The following is a 16395-nucleotide window of genomic DNA, read 5'->3' as shown; positions in this document are numbered from 1 at the left end:
GCTTCTCCCATGCTTGTAACGAGGTCTTGGCAGTGTACGCGTTACGCCGCCCACTCGCGAGCGCGACGCGCGGACGCGGGACGTTTATCCTTGGCGGACATACACTCACTCCGGCGGCGGCTCTCATGAATCTTTCGTCCCTGCTGGGCATGATCGGCGGCGTCGTGCTGTTCGTCAGCATCATCGCCTTTACCAGCCAGGACCTGCTGGTGTTCCTCAACCTTCCCGGCCTCGGCATCGTGCTCGGAGGGACCCTGGCGGCCACCCTGCTCAGCTACCCCCTGCACGAGCTGGTGCGGGTGTTCCGTCTCGCGGCCACGGTCATCCGCGACGAGCGCTACGACGTCACTCAGGACATGGAGGAGATCGTCGAGGTCTCGCGCCTGTGGTTCGCACAGAACCTGGCCCGGGTGCAGGAACGGCTGGAGACCCTGCGCAACCCCTTCCTGAAAACCGGGGTGCAGCTGGTGATCGACGACACCCCGATGGAAGACGTGTCCGACCTGCTGCACTGGCGCCTGGCGCGGCTGCGCGCACGCGAACTCGCCGAGGCCCAGGTCTATCGCACCATGGCCACCTACGCGCCGGCCTTCGGCATGCTGGGGACCCTGCTGGGCCTGATCAACCTGCTGCTGACCACCGACACCGACGACTTCGCGGTGATCGCGGTGAACCTCGGCATTGCCCTGATCACCACCTTCTACGGCATTCTGCTGGCCAACCTGGTGTTCCGGCCGATCGCCATCAAGCTGGAACGGCGTACCGAGGAACGGGTGGTGGTCATGACCATGGTGCTGGAGGGCATCATGCTGATGCGCAAGGGCCGCACCCCCGGCTACATCCGCGAGACCCTGCGTTCGTTCGCCGAGAACCACCACGATGAAATCCGGCAGGCACCGTCCGTCGCGGAAGACGAAGCGGAGAGCGGCGGACGCTGAACCATGGCCACCCACGGCGAGCCGCAATCAACCCCGTCGGCCCGGGAGCCCGCCCGCGAGGGAGACCATGTCCTCCCGCGGGAGACGCTCGCAGTGGAGACCGGACGCAGCGGGGAAAGCCTGCGCGAGGACGAACACGCCTGGATCCTGACCTACCTCGACGTCCTGACCCTGGTGATCGTGGTCTTCGTGATCATGCTGACCTTCGCCGAACCGCGGGACGAAAGCATCCGTGCCGCCGATGACGACCCGGTGGAGCTGGTCTATCGCGACCTCTCCAACCTGGTCGATCCGCGCCTGTTCCGGCTGTCACCCGAGGCCCCGGAAGTGCCCCCCGGGCCGGTCGAAGACCCGCCGCTGGCCGCCGATCCGCCCTCGCCCGTGGCGACCCCGGCGGACGACCCGCCACCGGAGGCCGACCCCGAGGCGGTGCGCGACATGCGCGACCGCGCGCCGGAGGGCGTCGAGGTCATCGAACAGCCCGGCAGCATCGAGCTGCGGATCCAGGACGACATCCTGTTCGCCACCGCGCAGGCCGACCTGGCCGCCGACGGGCAGGCACTGCTGGACGACCTCCTTCCGCTGCTGGAAGAACATGAGGGTCGCGTGACCATCGAGGGCCATACGGACAACGTGCCCATTGCGACCCCGCGCTTCCCGTCGAACTGGGAACTCTCCTCGGCGCGCGCCAGCGGTGTGGTGCGTTATCTCGTCGACCGCGGCATCGACCCCGGCATCCTGCAGGCGGTCGGCCACGCGGACACCCGCCCGGTGGCCGACAACGACACCCCGGAAGGGCGTGCGGAGAACCGCCGCGTTTCCATCGTGCTCGAAACCCCTGCCGATTCCTGAGGCCCGGATCAGGCGACCTCGCCGGCAGCGTGACCGGAGGCCCAGGCCCACTGGAAATTGTGGCCCCCGAGATGCCCGGTGACATCCACCACCTCGCCGATGAAATAGAGCCCCGGGCATCCCTTTGCCTCGCAGGTGCGCGACGACAGGGCGCGGGTGTCCACGCCCCCGGCCATGACCTCCGCACGGGCATAGCCCTCGGTCCCCGACGGCGTGAACACCCAGGGCTGAAAACGACCGGCCAGCGCGGCCAGCTCGGCGTCGGAGAAACGCTCCAGCGGCCGCTCCGCCACCTGCGGATCCAGCCAGTGCCGGGCGACCCGCCGGGTGAGCCATTCGCCCAGCACCCGACGCAGCTGGCGCTTCGGCGTCTCTTCGCGCGCTGCGCGCAGCCCCTGTTCCAGGGACTCGCCGGGGAAGAAATCCACCGTCACCGATTGCCCCGGCTGCCAGTACGAGGAAACCTGGAGGATCGCCGGACCGCTCACGCCCCGGTGGGTGAACAGCACATTCTCGCGAAAGCCCGCATCGCCCGCCTCGGCCACCGCGTCCAGCGCAATGCCGGACAGCGCCTCGACCGCCGCGCGTGCGTCACCGTCCAGGGTCAGCGGAACCAGCGCGGGCCGCGTCGGCTCCAGCGGGATATCCAGCCGTTGCGCCAGGTCCAGGCCGAAGCCCGTGGCGCCCATCCGCGGGATCGGATAGCCGCCGGTCGCGATCACCAGGGACTCGGCCTCGATGACCGCGGACGGCGTGCGCAGGCGCCACGGCGCCTGATCGGATACAACCTCCACGGGCGTGGACGTCCGCAGGGTCACCCCGGCCGTGGCGCATTCGTCCAGCAGCATGCGCACGATGTCCTTCGACGAATGGTCGCAGAACAGCTGACCGAGCTTCTTCTCGTGATACGGGATCCCGTGCGCCGCCACCAGGGCCACGAAATCCCAGGGCGTGTAGCGCGCCAGGGCCGATTTCACGAAGTGCGGATTCGCGGACAGGAAGTTCTCCGGCCCGCAATCCATGTTCGTGAAGTTGCAGCGGCCGCCCCCGGACATCAGGATCTTCTTGCCGGCCCGGTCCGCGTGATCCAGAAGGACCACGCGGCGCCCGCGGGCTCCCGCTACCGCCGCGCACATCATGCCCGCGGCCCCGGCCCCGATCACCGCGACATCGAAGATTTCCGTCGTTTCATTCATGGGGCGGCATTCTACCGGAGCCGCGCGCGGGTGACCGGCGGCACGCTGCCCCTTGATTGTTCTATACTGGAAAAGGAGCACGTAGCAGGCGCCCGGCTGTATCCATGCGCCCGACCGGGCACCGACCCGGGCCCGGCCTCCCCGCATGGACCGGCCGACGGCCAACCTCGACAGGAGCGACCCATGATCAACGGGATCGGACCCAATCCGGCCGCGATGGCCAGCCAGGCGGCGGCCGTGAATGCCAGCCAGAACACGGACCAGAACCGCGCCCCGGGGGCCCAGCAGCCGGGCTCGGCCCAGGCGAACCAGGCTACGCCCGGGGCACAACAGACCCAGCCGGGGCAGGCCGCGGCGATCGGCGCCAACCAGGGCGGAGCCGGCCCGTCGGCTCAGGCCGCCGACAACCCCTCGGCCGCGCGTGGCATCGCTCAGGTCAGCGGCACCCAGGAAACGAACGCCGCGGGCGGGGCCACGGCCGCCGGTGCCATCAACGGGCCCGAGGGCGGTAACGCCGTCAGCGCCACCGACGAGGCAAGCAGCGTCGACGGTGCTTCCGACAACGGTGACGCCCGATCCGCCGAACTCGCAGCCCGCGAAGAGGAGCAGGCGGCCGAGAACAACCTGGCCGCCACCCTGATGCCCGACGGAACCATGGACAACCGCGGCATCAACACTGCGGGCTCCACTCTGGACATCCAGGTCTGACCGCCCGGCCCAGCTGATCGCGCCCGCCCTGCCGCGGCGGGTCGCCCGCATCACCCTCCACCACCGGACGGGTGACAAACCTCATACGCGGAAGCGCCGGGTCATCTCCTGCAGCTCGCGCGCCAGGCGCATCAGTTCCGCTGCCGAATCGCTGGCCTGGCTCGCCCCCTCGGCGTTCTGCTCGGCCTCCTCGGTCACCGTGGTGACATTGCGGTTGATGGTCTCGGCGACCTGGCTCTGCTGCTCGGCCGCGCTGGCGATCTGGTCAATCATCTCGGTGATCGACTGCACCGCCTCGCGGATGTCCTCCAGCGCCGAACCGGCCTCGCCGGCCTGATCCACGGTCGCGCGTGCCCGTTCCTCGCCGGCCTGCATCACCTCCACGGCATTGCGCGTGCCCCCCTGCAGGGTCTCGACCGTGCGCCGGATCTCCTCCGTGGATTCATGCGTACGCGACGCGAGGGCCCGTACTTCGTCGGCCACCACCGCGAACCCACGTCCCGCCTCTCCGGCACGCGCGGCCTCGATCGCGGCATTCAGCGCCAGCAGATTGGTCTGTTCGGCGATCTCCTGGATCACCTGCAGTACCTTGCCGATGCTCTCCGAATCCTGCTCGACCCGCTGGATTGCCTCCGCGGCGCGATGCACCTCGGAGGCCAGCTGCTCGATCCCGGTTACGGTCCGCTGCACGACCTCCTGGCCACTGCGCGTGGATTCCAGCGAGCGGTGCGCCGCCTCGGTCGCCGATTGCGAGTTGCGGGCCACGTCCTGGGCCGTGGCGCTCATCTCGTTCATCGACGTGGCCACCTGCTCGATCTCCCGACGCTGACGATCCCCGCCTTCGCGCGTGCGGTCGGACACGTTCGAGACCTCTTCGGCCGCCGAAGTCAGCTGCCCGCTGGAACCGACCACCGCGCCGATCAGGGAACGGAACTGTTCCATCACGTCGTTGAACGCCCGGGCCGCGCGCCCGACCTCGTCATCGCCGTGCACGTCCAGCCGCCGGGTCAGATCGCCCCCGCCCCCGGCGATGTCACGCAACCCTTCCGTCATCTCGGCCAGGGGCTGCGTGACGAAACGCCGGATGAACAGAAAGATCGCACCCAGCAGCGGCAGGCTGACCAGGATCGCGAAGCCGAACAGCTGGATCCCGAAATTCGTCGCCCCCTCGTGCACCTCGGTCATGTCGAGACGCATGGACGTGGCTCCGAGAACCTCGTCTTCTTCCGCAGCACCGTGACACGCCATGCAGTTGCGTCCCAGGTATTCGCGATGATTGCGGATCGGTTTCACCACGCGCAGCTCGTCGCGCTCGCGATCCACCTCGACAAAGGGTTCTCCGGTATCCAGGACCTCGCGCTCGACCGCATCACGAGGTTCGCTGTCGGCCGTCCCTTCACCCCACTGCTCGGTGACCGACGCGGCGCGGATCGCGCGCAGGTCGCGAACATCACCCATTTCCTGGATCTGATCCATGAATTCGTGGCGCGAGTCCATGGTGCCGGTGATCATCAGGGTCGTCAGTCCGGCCCAGGTCATCTCGTGCAGACTGCCGGCAAAATGCCCGGCCTGCTCCTGGGCGGTGTCACGCTGCTCCAGCACCGCCCATCCGATCATGCCGGACCAGACGAAGACCAGGATCAGCCAGATGACGCCGAGCAGCCTCAGCCAGATGGGAAGGTCGTACAGGCGACGCAGCATGCAGTTACCCCGAGGTCATGGATTGCGGGCGCCCGGATTCACCGGCGCCTCCATCCGGGTTTTCGGCCGTTCGGCCCCAACCTTGAATGCCCGAAGGGACCGGCGAAGACCCGGCAGGCACCCCGCAAACGAAAAGGCCCGCCAGCATAAAGCCGGCGGGCCTGCAATCGAAGATGGAGGCTGGGCCCGGAATCGAACCGAGGTACGCGGATTTGCAGTCCGCTGCATCACCACTCTGCCACCCAGCCGGGGCAAGGCTTGTTCGACGGTCTTGGATGCCGCCGAAACAGAAAGCCCCGGCGGTGCCGGGGCTTCGGGAAATCGTTTGGAGCGGGAAACGAGATTCGAACTCGCGACCCCAACCTTGGCAAGGTTGTGCTCTACCAGCTGAGCTATTCCCGCCCGTCGACAAATGCGTATTCTACAGACAGCGTCGGCTTCGTCAACACCGGATACGAAAAATTCGTTCAGGCGTCCCGGGCCGCGGCCAGCATGTACTGCACCATGGACACCAGCGTCAGCACCGCCGCCAGATACAGCAGCCATTCCCCGATCAGGAACAGCGACAGTCCCGCCACCGGCTCGGCCCACAGAAGCAGAAAGATGGCCACCATCTGGGCACTGGTCTTGAACTTGCCGATCCAGGAAACCGCCACCTTCGCGCTGGTCCCGACTTCGGCCATCCATTCCCGCAGTGCCGAGATCGCGATCTCGCGACCGATGATCACGATCGCGGCCAGCGCCAGCCCCACACCGGGGTTGTGGTCCACCACAAGCACCAGCGCGGCAGCGACGATCAGCTTGTCCGCCACCGGATCGAGAAAGGCGCCGAAGCGGCTGGTCACCGACCAGCGCCGGGCCAGATAACCGTCCAGCCAGTCGGTCACCGCGGCCAGCGCAAAGATGATGGCCGCCACGATCCCCGCCGCCGGCATCGGCAGCGCATAGAAGGCCCCGATCATCAGCGGGATCATCACGATGCGCGACCAGGTCAGCCAGGTGGGGAGTCGTGGAAACATGTCGGATCAGGCCTCGTGGAACTGGTCGTAGATCGCCTGCGCCAGGCGACGATTGATGCCGGGCACCTTGGCCAGCTCGTCGACCCCCGCGCGGGATACCCCGCGCAGCCCGCCAAAGTGCTTGAGCAACGCAGTGCGACGCTTGGGCCCCAGCCCGCGAATCGACTCGAGGGTGGACTCCTTGCGCGCCTTCGCCCGCCGCGCCCGATGACCGCTGATCGCGAAACGATGGGCCTCGTCACGGATCTGCTGAATCAGGTGCAGTGCACTCGAATGGGGCGGCAGTATAGAAGGCGCCTCCACCCCGCTCAACACCAGGGTTTCCATGCCGGGCCGGCGTTCTTCGCCCTTGGCCACCCCGACCACCCGGATGTGATCCAGCCCCAGATCGGCCAGCACGTTCAGGGCCTGGGTGACCTGCCCCTTGCCCCCGTCGATGAACAGGATGTCCGGTTCCCGGCCCTCGCCCTTTTTCAGGCGCGCGAAACGGCGACTGAGCGCCTGGTGCATCGCGGCATAGTCATCGCCCGGCTCGATCCCTTCAATGTTGAAGCGCCGGTAATCGGACTTGATCGGCCCTTCCGGCCCGAACACCACGCAGGACGCCACGGTGCCCTCGCCGCGGGTGTGCGAGATGTCGAAGCATTCCATGCGCCGCGGCGGCGCCTCCAGTTCGAGCTCTGCGGTGAGCGCATCCAGGCGCGCGGTCTGCCCGGCCTGACTGGCCAACCGGGTCTTCAGGGCCTGCTCGGCATTGCGCTGCGCCATGTCGACCCAGCGTGCGCGTTCGCCCCGCAGCGACCACGCCAGCCGCACGCGTGCCCCGCGGCGCTCGCCAAGCAGGGTTTCGAGGGCCTCGGCCCCCTCGGGTTCATGCGACAGCAGCACCTGCGGCGGGGGCTCGCGTTCGGCATAGTACTGCGCCAGCACGGCCGCCATGATCTCGTCGTGGCCGGCCGCCTCCGGCACGTCCGGGAACAGCTCGCTGTTGCCCAGGTTCTGGCCATTGCGTACGAAGAACACCTCCACCGCGAAACTCCCGCCCGACTGCGCCAGGGCGATCACGTCGGCATTGCCCTCGCCGCCGGCGACAAACTGCTGCTGCGAGATCTCGCGCAGCCGGCCGATCTGATCGCGCAGGCGCGCCGCCTTCTCGAACTCGAGTGCGGCCGAGGCGGACTCCATGCGTTCCATCAGATCACCGATCACCGCCTCGCTGTCACCCTCCAGGAAACGCACGCTGGCCTCGACGTCGCGGGCATACTCCTCCGGTGAAATATAGTCCACGCAGGGGGCGGTACAGCGACCGATCTGGTACTGCAGGCAGGGCCGACTGCGATGCGCGAACACGCTGTCCTCGCACTGGCGCACCTGAAACAGCTTCTGCAGCAGTGCGAGACTTTCGCGCACCGCCCCGGCCGATGGATAGGGCCCGAAATAGCGCACACCCTTTTTCTTCGCCCCGCGATGAAACCCCAGACGCGGATACTCGTGGCCGGAAACAAAGATATAGGGATAGCTCTTGTCATCGCGCAGCAGCACGTTGTAGCGCGGCCGGTGCTGCTTGATGAGATTGGCCTCCAGCAGCAGCGCCTCGGATTCGGTGTGCGTGACCGCGATGCGGATGTCCGCGATCTGCCGCACCATCGAACGGATGCGCGGACCGCGGTCATCCCCGCCGCGGAAATAGCTGGTGACGCGGCTGCGGAGGTTGCGGGCCTTGCCCACATAGAGCACCTTCCCGTCCACGTCCAGCATCTGGTACACGCCGGGCGAACGGGTCAGGTTCTCGAGGAAGGGTTCGGGGTCGAATCCGGTCTCTGGCGCGCTCATGGCGCTGTCAGGATACCTGTTCACGGATGCGGGCGAACAGCGTCCGGAACATCGCCGGGGTCAGGCGCCCGGTCTGGGTGTTGTAGCGCGAGCAGTGATAGGAGTCCACCAGCACGATGTCGTCATCCAGCCGGTGCTCCGCGGCGTGGGCAAACGGGTGCCGGGCAAGTGCCAGCCCGCGCGTGCGCAGCACCGCATCGTGGGCGACCTTGCCCAGCGCCAGGATCACGCGCGGACGAACCCCGGCGATCTCCGCCGCCAGGTAGCCGTTGCATTCGCGGATCTCGGCGGTGGTCGGACGGTTCTGCGGTGGCAGGCATTTCACCGCATTGGTGATGCGGCAGTCGAGCAGCATCAGGCCGTCATCGGCCCGTTCGCTCTCGGGCGCGCTGGCAAAACCGTATTCGTGCAGGGTGGCGTACAGCAGGATGCCGGCATAATCGCCGGTGAACGGCCGCCCCGTCGCGTTGGCGCCGTGCATTCCGGGGGCGAGGCCGACGATCAGCAGGCTTGCATCGGCCGGTCCGAACGACGGCACCGGAGCCGCATGGTAGCCGGGGTGCTCCGCACGCACCTCGTCGAGGAACTGTGCCAGGCGGGAACAGCGTCGACAGTCGGGGGCGAACCCCCCGGGCGGTTCCGGGGATGGCGCCCCCTCCGCCGGGTTACTCACCCCGCTCCCACTCGCTGTAGGGGTGGCGCGCCAGTTCGGTGTTGTAATAGCGCGGATCGTGCGAGACCTCGTCGCCGAGCCAATCCGGACGCGGAAATTCGGCGTCCGCATCGTCGAGTTCCAGCTCGGCGACGATCAGCCCCGCATTCGCGCCGTGGAATTCGTCCACCTCGAACACCCAGCCGTGGTGATCGACCCAGTGGCGGGTCTTCTCCACCTGCGCTCCGGCAAGGGTATCCAGCATTGTGTGTGCTTCGGCTTCCGGAACCGGGTACTGGTATTCGTCGCGCTCCACACCCAGGGTCGCGCTCTTGATGTTGAGATTGGCGGCCCCCGACTCCACCCGAACGCGGATGGACGCCCGGTCGTTGCCGCACAGGTAGCCCTGGCGCATGTAACAGGAACGGTGCGCCTGTTCGCGCCAGCCGTCCCCTGTCAGCAGGAACTTGCGTTCGATTTCGCGTCCCATGTCGGTGTTTCCCCTACATGCGGATCAGGGCCGAGCCCCAGGTGAAGCCGCCGCCGAAGGCCTCGGTCAGGATCAGGTCCCCGCGCTTGATGCGTCCGTCGCGTACCGCCGTGTCCAGCGCCAGTGGCACCGAGGCCGCCGAGGTGTTTCCGTGTCGATCCACGGTGACCACCACGTCATCCATGGACATGTTCAGCTTCTTCGCGGTGGCCTGGATGATGCGGATGTTGGCCTGATGCGGGACCAGCCAGTCCAGTTCCGACTTGTCGATCCCGTTGTGCTCCAGGGTCTCGTCGACGATCTGGTCCAGGGTATTGACCGCCACGCGGAACACCGCCCGGCCTTCCATGCGGATAAAGTCCAGATCGGGGTTGTCACCGGGCTGCGAAATCCCCCCCGGGACTTCCAGCAGGGACCGGTGCTGGCCGTCGGCATGCAGATGGGTGGAGATGATGCCGGGATCCGTGGACCGCGAGAGAACCACCGCGCCGGCACCATCGCCCCACAGGATGCAGTTCGAGCGGTCGGTGTAATCGGTGATGCGCGACAGCGTCTCGGCCCCCACCACCAGCACGTGCCGTGGCCCGCCATTGCGCATGAAACGGTCGGCAGTCGCCAGGGCGTACACGAAGCCGCTGCACACCGCCTGGATATCGAACGCCGGGCAGCCACCGATGCCCAGCTTGGCCTGCAGGATACAGGCGGTGCTGGGGAAGATCTGGTCGGGCGTCGTGGTCGCCACCAGGATCAGGTCCAGGTCGGAGGCCTTCAGGCCGGCTGCATCCAGAGCACGCTGCGACGCCTGCAGCGCCAGATCCGAGGTCAGCTCCTCTTCCGCGGCGATGTGCCGCTCGCGGATCCCCGTGCGCTCGCGGATCCAGGCGTCGGAGGTCTCGACCATGGATTCCAGTTCCTCGTTGGTGAGGATGCGCTCGGGGAGGTAGCTCCCGGTTCCGGCAATACGGGCGTGGTTCACTCCGGCGTCTCCTGCCGCAGCAGCCGCTCCAGCTGCTTGTCGATGCGGGTCGCGATATTGGCCTCGGCCTCGATCCGCGCGATGCGGATAGCATTGGCGAAGGCCAGCGAATCCGCGCTCCCATGACTCTTGATGACGATGCCCTGCAGCCCCAGCAGCGAGGCACCGTTATAGCGCCGGTGATCGAACCGCTGGCGCAGTCGGCGCAGCACCGGCAGGGCCATCAACCCGGCCAGACGCGAGTACAGCGAGCTGCGGAACTCGGCCTTCATGTTGCTGGTGATCATTTTCGCCACGCCTTCGCTGGTCTTCAGCGCGACGTTGCCGACGAAGCCGTCGCAGACCACCACGTCGACGTCACCGCAGTAGACATCGTTGCCCTCGACAAAACCGACGTAGTTCAGTGAGGACTCCTCGAGCATGCGCCCGGCTTCGCGCACGCGGTCGTTGCCCTTGATCGCCTCCGAACCGATGTTCAGCAGACCGACCCGCGGGCTGTCCAGGCCGTCCACGGCCTTCGCCAGCACCGACCCCATCACCGCGAACTGATACAGGTGCTCGGCCTCGACATCGACGTTGGCGCCCAGATCCAGCATGTGGGTATGGGCGTTCATCGACGGCAGGGCGGTGGCGATCGCCGGCCGGTCGATCCCGGGCAGGGTCTTGAGCACGTAACGCGCGGTGGCCATCAGCCCGCCGGTGTTACCGGCGCTCACGCAGGCCTGGGCCTCGCCCTTGCGCACCTGGTCGATGGCGACCCGCATGGAGGAGTCGCGCTTGGTCCGCAGGGCGACGGCCGGCAGTTCCTCCATGCCGACCACCTGGGACGCATGGACGATCTCCACCCGATCGCGCTCGGACGCGTTCCAGTCCTCCAGTTCCGGCTCGATGACCTCCCGGTCACCGACCAGCTGAAGCCGGAAATCGCCCTGCCCCTTGAGGGCCCGTCGCGCTGCCGGAAGCACCACGGACACGCCGTGATCGCCGCCCATCACGTCCAGGGCGATGGTGTAGCTGCTGCTCATGCCGAGTACCGTTGTGGCTGCCGGAACCGGGGCTCCCCGGAAACAACGGGGCCACGAGGCCCGTTACCCCGTGGCCCCCGCATGTCCTGCAATTCAGTCTTCGTCGTCGTCGACTTCGACCGGCTGCTGCACGACCTGACGGCCGCGGTAGAAACCATCCGGCGTCACGTGATGCCGGCGATGGATCTCGCCCGTGGTCGGATCGGTGGACAGGGTCGCGCCCTTGAGCCCGTCGTGGGAACGGCGCATGTCGCGCTTGGAACGGGTCTTGCGGCGTTGCTGAACGGCCATGATGAATCTCCAGATTGAAGCCAGTTGGTACGGATAGCCCGTAAAACGGGCGGCAGTATAGCGTTTCACCGCGGCGAATGCCCGCCCCGGTACCTGCGGTCGGGTCAGGAGTCGTCCCCGCGGCCGGCGAGGTCGTCCTTCAGCCCGGCCAGCACCGCAAACGGATTCTCGCGTCCCTCGCCCTCGGCGAATTCGTCCGTCCGACCGGTGTTGCAGTCCTCGTGGCGCGGCACCAGCGGCCAGGCCAGCAGGACCTCTTCCTCCACCCAGTCGCGCGGGCGCAGCAGGCCCTCGGCATCCAGCTCGATGAAGTCGTCACCGGCGTCGAGGCCCTCGATGGATCCCTCCAGCGGCACCAGCACCGCGTCCGGCGTCAGGCGGAAATGCCAGGCCATCGGCTGCAGACAGCGCTGACACTCGTGCCACAGCTCGCCCTCGATGGTCCCGGAGAGCCGCAACTCGCCCAGCGCCCCCCGCCGGATCTCGAAACGCGCCGCTACATGCAGCGGATGGCCCTCCAGCGACTCGGCACGCAGACGCGGCAGATCGCCGGCCACGAGCGCGTCCATGACGAACTCGCGTTGCTGGACGCGGGGCTGCTGCGGATCAAGTGAGGCGGGGACGCGGCTCATACAAACGGGACCGTGTACAAGGGCGCGGATTATGCGCGCGCGCGAACAGGGCGTCAAACCGAAACAGAAACTTGCGAGCACCCCCCGGGCGTGTCGATACTGCGGTTTCCAGGGTCGCCCGGAGAGCGATGTTGATCCGCAAACTCCTGATCGCCAACCGCGGCGAGATCGCCGTCCGGATCATCCGCGCCTGCCGCGAGCTGGGCGTCACGCCGGTGGCCGTGCATACGGACGCCGACCGCCACGCCCTGCATGTCCATCGCGCGGCGGAAGCGGTCGACCTCGGCCCCGACACCGAGTCCGGTTACCTCGATATCGCCCGACTGGTGGAAGCCGCCCGGGCGCGGGGTTGCGACGCCGTGCATCCGGGCTACGGCTTTCTGTCGGAAAACGCCGATTTTGCCGAGGCCGTCACGCAGGCCGGCCTGATCTGGGTGGGTCCGCCGGCCGGGGTCATCCGGCGCATGGGCGACAAGGTCGCCGCGCGGGCGACCATGCAGGCGGCCGGTGTCCCGGTTACGCCCGGGTCCGACGGCAACCTCGCCGATGCCGAGGAAGCCCGCGTGGTGGCCGACCGCATCGGCTACCCGGTGATGCTCAAGGCGACCAGCGGGGGCGGCGGACGCGGGATTCGCCTGTGCGAGGACGCCGCCACGGTGGAGCGGCAGTTCGAACGCGTGCGTTCGGAGGCCACGCGGGCCTTCGGGCGTACCGAGATCTTCCTCGAGAAGGCGGTGCTCAATCCACGCCACATCGAAGTCCAGATCCTCGCCGATGCCGCCGGCCGCGCCGTCCACCTGTACGAGCGCGACTGCTCCATCCAGCGGCGTCACCAGAAACTCCTGGAGATCGCCCCGTCGCCGGCCCTGACGAGGGACCAGCGGGAACACCTCGGCGCCCTGGCGGTGCGCGCCGCCGAGGCGGCGGGCTACCGCAACGCGGGGACGGTCGAGTTCCTCCTGGACCATGAAGGGTCCTTTCATTTCATGGAGATGAACACGCGTCTTCAGGTGGAACATCCGGTCACCGAAATGATCACCGGCATCGATCTGGTCCAGGCACAGCTGCGCGTGGCGGCCGGTGAACCACCGGGATTCACCCAGGCCGACATCCATCCGCGCGGGATGGCGATCGAATTCCGCATCAATGCCGAAGACCCGGCGAACGACTTCCGCCCCGACACGGGCCGGATCACGCGTTTCGTGCCGCCCGGGGGCCCGGGGGTGCGCACCGACAGCGCGCTGTACGACGGTTACGTGATCCCGTCGAATTTCGACTCGATGTGCGCCAAGCTGATCGTTCACGCCGATACCTGGCCCGCCCTGCTGGCCCGTTGCCAGCGTGCGCTGAACGACCTCGAACTGCGCGGCGTACACAGCACCGTGCCTTACCACCTGGCCATTCTGGACGATCCGGATTTCCGCAGCGGCCACTTCGACACCGGATTCATCGAAGCCCGACCCGGGCTGGCACACCTCCGGCCGCGGCCCGATCCGCGCCGCCGGGCGGCACTGGTGGCGGCCGCGATCGCCGCCCATCACGGCCTGCACACATGGGCATGATGAGCCGACCATCCCTTTCCCACCTGCCAATGGACCGCCCATGGACCGCGTTCGCCTGACCGACGTGACCCTGCGCGACGGGCACCAGTGCCTGATCGCGACCCGCCTGCGGACCGAGGACATGCTGCCGGCCTGTGCGCAGCTGGATGCCATCGGTTTCCACTCACTGGAGGTCTGGGGCGGCGCCACCTTCGACGCCTGCCTGCGCTACCTGGGCGAGGACCCGTGGGAACGGCTGCATCGCCTGAAGGCCGCCCTGCCCCGCACCCCGCTGCAGATGCTGCTGCGTGGCCAGAATCTGCTGGGCTATCGCCATTATGCCGACGACGTGGTGCGCGCCTTCGTGGATCGCGCGGTGGCAGGCGGGATCGACATCATCCGCATCTTCGACGCGATGAACGATGCGCGAAACCTTCGGGTGGCGATCGAGGCGACCCGCGAGGCCGGGGCCCACGCCCAGGGCACGCTCTGCTACACCACCGGGCCGGTGCATGACAGCGGCCAGTTCGTGGCGCTGGCGCGCGAACTCACGGCCATGGGGGCGCAGAGCATCGCGATCAAGGATATGGCCGGCCTGCTGACACCTTCGGCCACGCGCGAACTGGTCACCGAACTGGTCGACGCCCTGGACGTACCCGTGCATCTGCATGCCCACGCGACCTCGGGCCTGTCCGAGCTGTGCCACTGGGAGGCGATCCGTGCCGGCTGCCGGCACATCGAAACCGCGCTGACGCCATTCGCCGGCGGTACCAGCCACCCGCCGACCGAGAGCATGGTGGCCGCACTGGCCGGCACGGAACACGACACCGGCCTTGACCTGGAAGCCCTGCAGACCGTCGCCCGCCATTTCCACGACGTGCGGCCGAAGTACCACCGCTTCGAGAGCCGCTTCACCGGAGTGGACACCCGGGTTCAGGTCAACCAGGTGCCCGGCGGCATGGTGTCGAATCTCGCCAGCCAGCTGCGCGAACAGGGTGCCCTGGACAGTTTCGACGCGGTGCTGGAGGAAGTGCCGCGGGTCCGCGAGGATCTCGGATACCCGCCGCTGGTCACCCCGACCTCGCAGATCGTGGGCACCCAGGCGGTGATGAACGTACTCGGTGGAGAGCGCTACGCCCATGTCAGCAACGAAGTGAAGCGCTATCTCGGCGGGCACTATGGCCGGGCCCCGGGACCGGTGAATGCCGAAGTGCGCCGCAGGGCGATCGGCGACGAGCCGGTGCTGGAAGAACGGCCCGCCGATCACCTGGAACCCGAGATGGAGCGTCTCACTGCCGAGGCCGGGGATCTGGCCGAATCGCCGGAGGACGTCCTGACCTGCGCGCTGTTCCCCGAGATCGGCCGACGCTTCCTCGAGGACCGGCGTGCCGGGACCCTCGCCCCGGAACCCCTGGACCTGCCCGGCGATGACCGCCCCGGCTGCCCCGCGCCGCGGCGTTTCATCCTGCAGCTCGACGGCGAAGACCACGAGATCGAGATCCGCGGCAGCGGACCCCGCGACGATGGCCACCGGACCCTGTTCCTCAGCGTGGACGGCCTGCCCGAAGAGGTTGGCGTGCACACCCTGGATACCCTGGACACCCGCCCCTCGGGCACGTCCGCACCGGACCCCGCGGCGCCATCCGCCGGCGGCGCCGCGGGGCCGGCGGCCGGTCCCGGGGATGTCACCACTACCCTGCCCGGTACCGTGGTGGACATCCTGGTGGCCCCGGGCGACCCGGTGGAGGCCGGGCAGGCGGTGGTGGTGGTCGAGGCCATGAAGATGGAATCCGAACTCGTCGCCCCCGCCGGAGGCACCGTGACCGCAGTACATGTGGAACGCGGCGCCGCGGTGACCGCCGGGTGCGTGCTGGTGACGGTCGAAACCGCCGTCGCCACGGGAGACTGAGCCATGCCATCACCGGAACGCAGCGTCATCCTCGCCTCGACCTCGCCCTATCGCGCACAGCTGCTGCAGCGTCTGGCGCTGCCGTTCGGCACCGATGCCCCCACCGTTGACGAACGGCCGTACCCCGGCGAAGCACCGGCGGATCTGGTCCGCCGCCTGGCCGAAGCCAAGGCTCGCGCGGTCAGCGGGCGCCACGGCGGCGCCCTGATCATCGGTTCCGACCAGAACGCCGCCCATGCCGGGCGCATCCTCGGCAAACCCGGAGACGAAACAAGCGCCCGCGAGCAACTGGCAATGCTTTCGGGGGGCACGGTCACCTTCCACACCGGGCTTTGTCTGCTGGACACCGCAACCGGCGAGGCACAAGTGGAAGAGATCCCCTGCCGGGTGACCTTCCGCGATCTGGACGCCGCCGAGATCGCCGCGTACGTACGCCAGGACCAGCCGCTGGACTGCGCCGGCAGTTTCCGTTCGGAGGGTCTTGGCATCAGCCTGTTCGAACGCATTGACACCGAGGACCCCACCGCACTGGTCGGCCTGCCCCTGATCCGGCTGGCCGCCCTGCTGCGCGCGGCGGGCGTGAGCGTTCCCCCGCGTACCTGAATCCGGGACATTGGTCCGGCAGCGGTTTG

The 16395-nt window shown here is 68.0% G+C and carries 16 protein-coding genes and 2 tRNA genes; 6 read left to right on the top strand and 12 right to left on the bottom strand.

Annotated features, from left to right (window positions below; genetic code table 11):
- Positions 1–125 precede the first annotated feature (125 nt).
- Both C998_RS0103000 and C998_RS0102995 read left to right on the top strand, forming a co-directional pair.
- Positions 126–938, top strand: coding sequence for a motility protein A (locus tag C998_RS0103000; RefSeq protein WP_018869369.1), 813 nt, complete (start codon positions 126–128; stop codon positions 936–938).
- Positions 939–1031: 93 nt separating this feature from the next.
- Positions 1032–1790, top strand: a complete 759-nt coding sequence (locus tag C998_RS0102995) for an OmpA family protein (protein WP_018869368.1) — start codon at positions 1032–1034, stop codon at positions 1788–1790.
- Between the two features lie 8 nt (positions 1791–1798).
- Here C998_RS0102995 and C998_RS0102990 read toward each other — a convergent pair whose 3' ends face one another.
- The gene (locus C998_RS0102990; protein WP_018869367.1) at positions 1799–2986 is read right to left on the bottom strand and encodes an NAD(P)/FAD-dependent oxidoreductase; all 1188 of its coding nucleotides are present in this window, start codon (positions 2984–2986) and stop codon (positions 1799–1801) included.
- A gap of 183 nt (positions 2987–3169) precedes the next feature.
- Between C998_RS0102990 and C998_RS0102985 the strand changes: the two genes are divergently transcribed.
- Positions 3170–3694 carry a hypothetical protein gene (locus C998_RS0102985; RefSeq protein ID WP_018869366.1) on the top strand — a complete coding sequence of 175 codons (525 nt, stop codon included), beginning with the start codon at positions 3170–3172 and terminating at the stop codon, positions 3692–3694.
- Between the two features lie 81 nt (positions 3695–3775).
- Here the strand turns inward: C998_RS0102985 and C998_RS0102980 are convergent, their stop codons facing one another.
- From C998_RS0102980 to C998_RS0102930, 11 genes are all read right to left on the bottom strand, one after another.
- The gene (locus C998_RS0102980) at positions 3776–5395 is read right to left on the bottom strand and encodes a methyl-accepting chemotaxis protein (RefSeq protein ID WP_018869365.1); all 1620 of its coding nucleotides are present in this window, start codon (positions 5393–5395) and stop codon (positions 3776–3778) included.
- Between the two features lie 174 nt (positions 5396–5569).
- Positions 5570–5643, bottom strand: a tRNA-Cys gene (locus C998_RS0102975).
- Positions 5644–5721: 78 nt separating this feature from the next.
- Positions 5722–5797: transfer RNA gene (locus C998_RS0102970), tRNA-Gly, on the bottom strand.
- A gap of 65 nt (positions 5798–5862) precedes the next feature.
- Positions 5863–6414 carry a CDP-diacylglycerol--glycerol-3-phosphate 3-phosphatidyltransferase gene (pgsA, locus tag C998_RS0102965; RefSeq protein ID WP_018869364.1) on the bottom strand — a complete coding sequence of 184 codons (552 nt, stop codon included), beginning with the start codon at positions 6412–6414 and terminating at the stop codon, positions 5863–5865.
- 6 nt (positions 6415–6420) lie between these two features.
- Complete coding sequence (gene uvrC / locus C998_RS0102960) at positions 6421–8247, bottom strand: excinuclease ABC subunit UvrC (RefSeq protein ID WP_018869363.1); 1827 nt, start codon at positions 8245–8247, stop codon at positions 6421–6423.
- Between the two features lie 7 nt (positions 8248–8254).
- On the bottom strand, positions 8255–8920 hold the full coding sequence (locus C998_RS0102955) for a uracil-DNA glycosylase (RefSeq protein ID WP_018869362.1): 666 nt from the start codon (positions 8918–8920) through the stop codon (positions 8255–8257).
- A complete protein-coding gene (locus C998_RS0102950) occupies positions 8913–9389 on the bottom strand; it encodes a CYTH domain-containing protein (protein WP_018869361.1) in 477 nt (158 codons plus the stop codon). The genes C998_RS0102955 and C998_RS0102950 overlap by 8 nt, the downstream gene beginning before the upstream one ends.
- 13 nt (positions 9390–9402) lie before the next feature.
- A complete protein-coding gene (locus C998_RS0102945; RefSeq protein WP_018869360.1) occupies positions 9403–10365 on the bottom strand; it encodes a beta-ketoacyl-ACP synthase III in 963 nt (320 codons plus the stop codon).
- Positions 10362–11390, bottom strand: a complete 1029-nt coding sequence (gene plsX, locus C998_RS0102940) for a phosphate acyltransferase PlsX (protein ID WP_018869359.1) — start codon at positions 11388–11390, stop codon at positions 10362–10364. Before plsX ends, C998_RS0102945 begins: the two co-directional genes overlap by 4 nt.
- Positions 11391–11483: 93 nt before the next feature.
- The gene (rpmF, locus tag C998_RS0102935) at positions 11484–11681 is read right to left on the bottom strand and encodes a 50S ribosomal protein L32 (RefSeq protein ID WP_018869358.1); all 198 of its coding nucleotides are present in this window, start codon (positions 11679–11681) and stop codon (positions 11484–11486) included.
- Between the two features lie 104 nt (positions 11682–11785).
- Entirely contained in the window at positions 11786–12250 is a 465-nt protein-coding gene (locus C998_RS0102930; RefSeq protein ID WP_018869357.1) for a YceD family protein, read from the bottom strand.
- 194 nt (positions 12251–12444) lie between these two features.
- Here C998_RS0102930 and C998_RS0102925 point away from each other — a divergent pair, with 194 nt between their 5' ends.
- Genes C998_RS0102925 through C998_RS0102915 form a run of 3 tightly spaced genes read left to right on the top strand, consistent with a single transcriptional unit; the run spans position 12445 to position 16366 of the window.
- Positions 12445–13875: an acetyl/propionyl/methylcrotonyl-CoA carboxylase subunit alpha gene (locus C998_RS0102925; protein WP_026279452.1), complete on the top strand. Its 1431-nt coding sequence runs from the start codon at positions 12445–12447 to the stop codon at positions 13873–13875.
- Between the two features lie 40 nt (positions 13876–13915).
- Complete coding sequence (oadA, locus tag C998_RS0102920; protein WP_018869355.1) at positions 13916–15763, top strand: sodium-extruding oxaloacetate decarboxylase subunit alpha; 1848 nt, start codon at positions 13916–13918, stop codon at positions 15761–15763.
- A 3-nt stretch (positions 15764–15766) separates the two neighbouring features.
- The gene (locus C998_RS0102915; RefSeq protein ID WP_018869354.1) at positions 15767–16366 is read left to right on the top strand and encodes a nucleoside triphosphate pyrophosphatase; all 600 of its coding nucleotides are present in this window, start codon (positions 15767–15769) and stop codon (positions 16364–16366) included.
- The last annotated feature ends 29 nt before the right edge of the window (positions 16367–16395 follow it).

This window comes from Thioalkalivibrio sp. ALgr3, from assembly GCF_000377325.1.
In the GTDB taxonomy this organism is placed as follows: Bacteria; Pseudomonadota; Gammaproteobacteria; order Ectothiorhodospirales; family Ectothiorhodospiraceae; genus Thioalkalivibrio.
The sequence above is the reverse complement of the archived record's forward strand: the minus strand, read 5'-3'. Positions and strand labels throughout refer to the sequence as shown.

What these genes read in the sequence shown, in the direction of transcription:
- C998_RS0102915 (WP_018869354.1), top strand. Translation starts at nt 15,767, where the DNA reads ATGCCATCACCGGAACGCAGCGTCATCCTCGCCTCGACCTCGCCCTAT.
- uvrC (WP_018869363.1), bottom strand. Translation starts at nt 8,247, where the DNA reads ATGAGCGCGCCAGAGACCGGATTCGACCCCGAACCCTTCCTCGAGAAC.
- C998_RS0102990 (WP_018869367.1), bottom strand. Translation starts at nt 2,986, where the DNA reads ATGAATGAAACGACGGAAATCTTCGATGTCGCGGTGATCGGGGCCGGG.
- oadA (WP_018869355.1), top strand. Translation starts at nt 13,916, where the DNA reads ATGGACCGCGTTCGCCTGACCGACGTGACCCTGCGCGACGGGCACCAG.
- C998_RS0103000 (WP_018869369.1), top strand. Translation starts at nt 126, where the DNA reads ATGAATCTTTCGTCCCTGCTGGGCATGATCGGCGGCGTCGTGCTGTTC.
- C998_RS0102930 (WP_018869357.1), bottom strand. Translation starts at nt 12,250, where the DNA reads ATGGACGCGCTCGTGGCCGGCGATCTGCCGCGTCTGCGTGCCGAGTCG.
- rpmF (WP_018869358.1), bottom strand. Translation starts at nt 11,681, where the DNA reads ATGGCCGTTCAGCAACGCCGCAAGACCCGTTCCAAGCGCGACATGCGC.
- pgsA (WP_018869364.1), bottom strand. Translation starts at nt 6,414, where the DNA reads ATGTTTCCACGACTCCCCACCTGGCTGACCTGGTCGCGCATCGTGATG.
- C998_RS0102950 (WP_018869361.1), bottom strand. Translation starts at nt 9,389, where the DNA reads ATGGGACGCGAAATCGAACGCAAGTTCCTGCTGACAGGGGACGGCTGG.
- plsX (WP_018869359.1), bottom strand. Translation starts at nt 11,390, where the DNA reads ATGAGCAGCAGCTACACCATCGCCCTGGACGTGATGGGCGGCGATCAC.
- C998_RS0102980 (WP_018869365.1), bottom strand. Translation starts at nt 5,395, where the DNA reads ATGCTGCGTCGCCTGTACGACCTTCCCATCTGGCTGAGGCTGCTCGGC.
- C998_RS0102985 (WP_018869366.1), top strand. Translation starts at nt 3,170, where the DNA reads ATGATCAACGGGATCGGACCCAATCCGGCCGCGATGGCCAGCCAGGCG.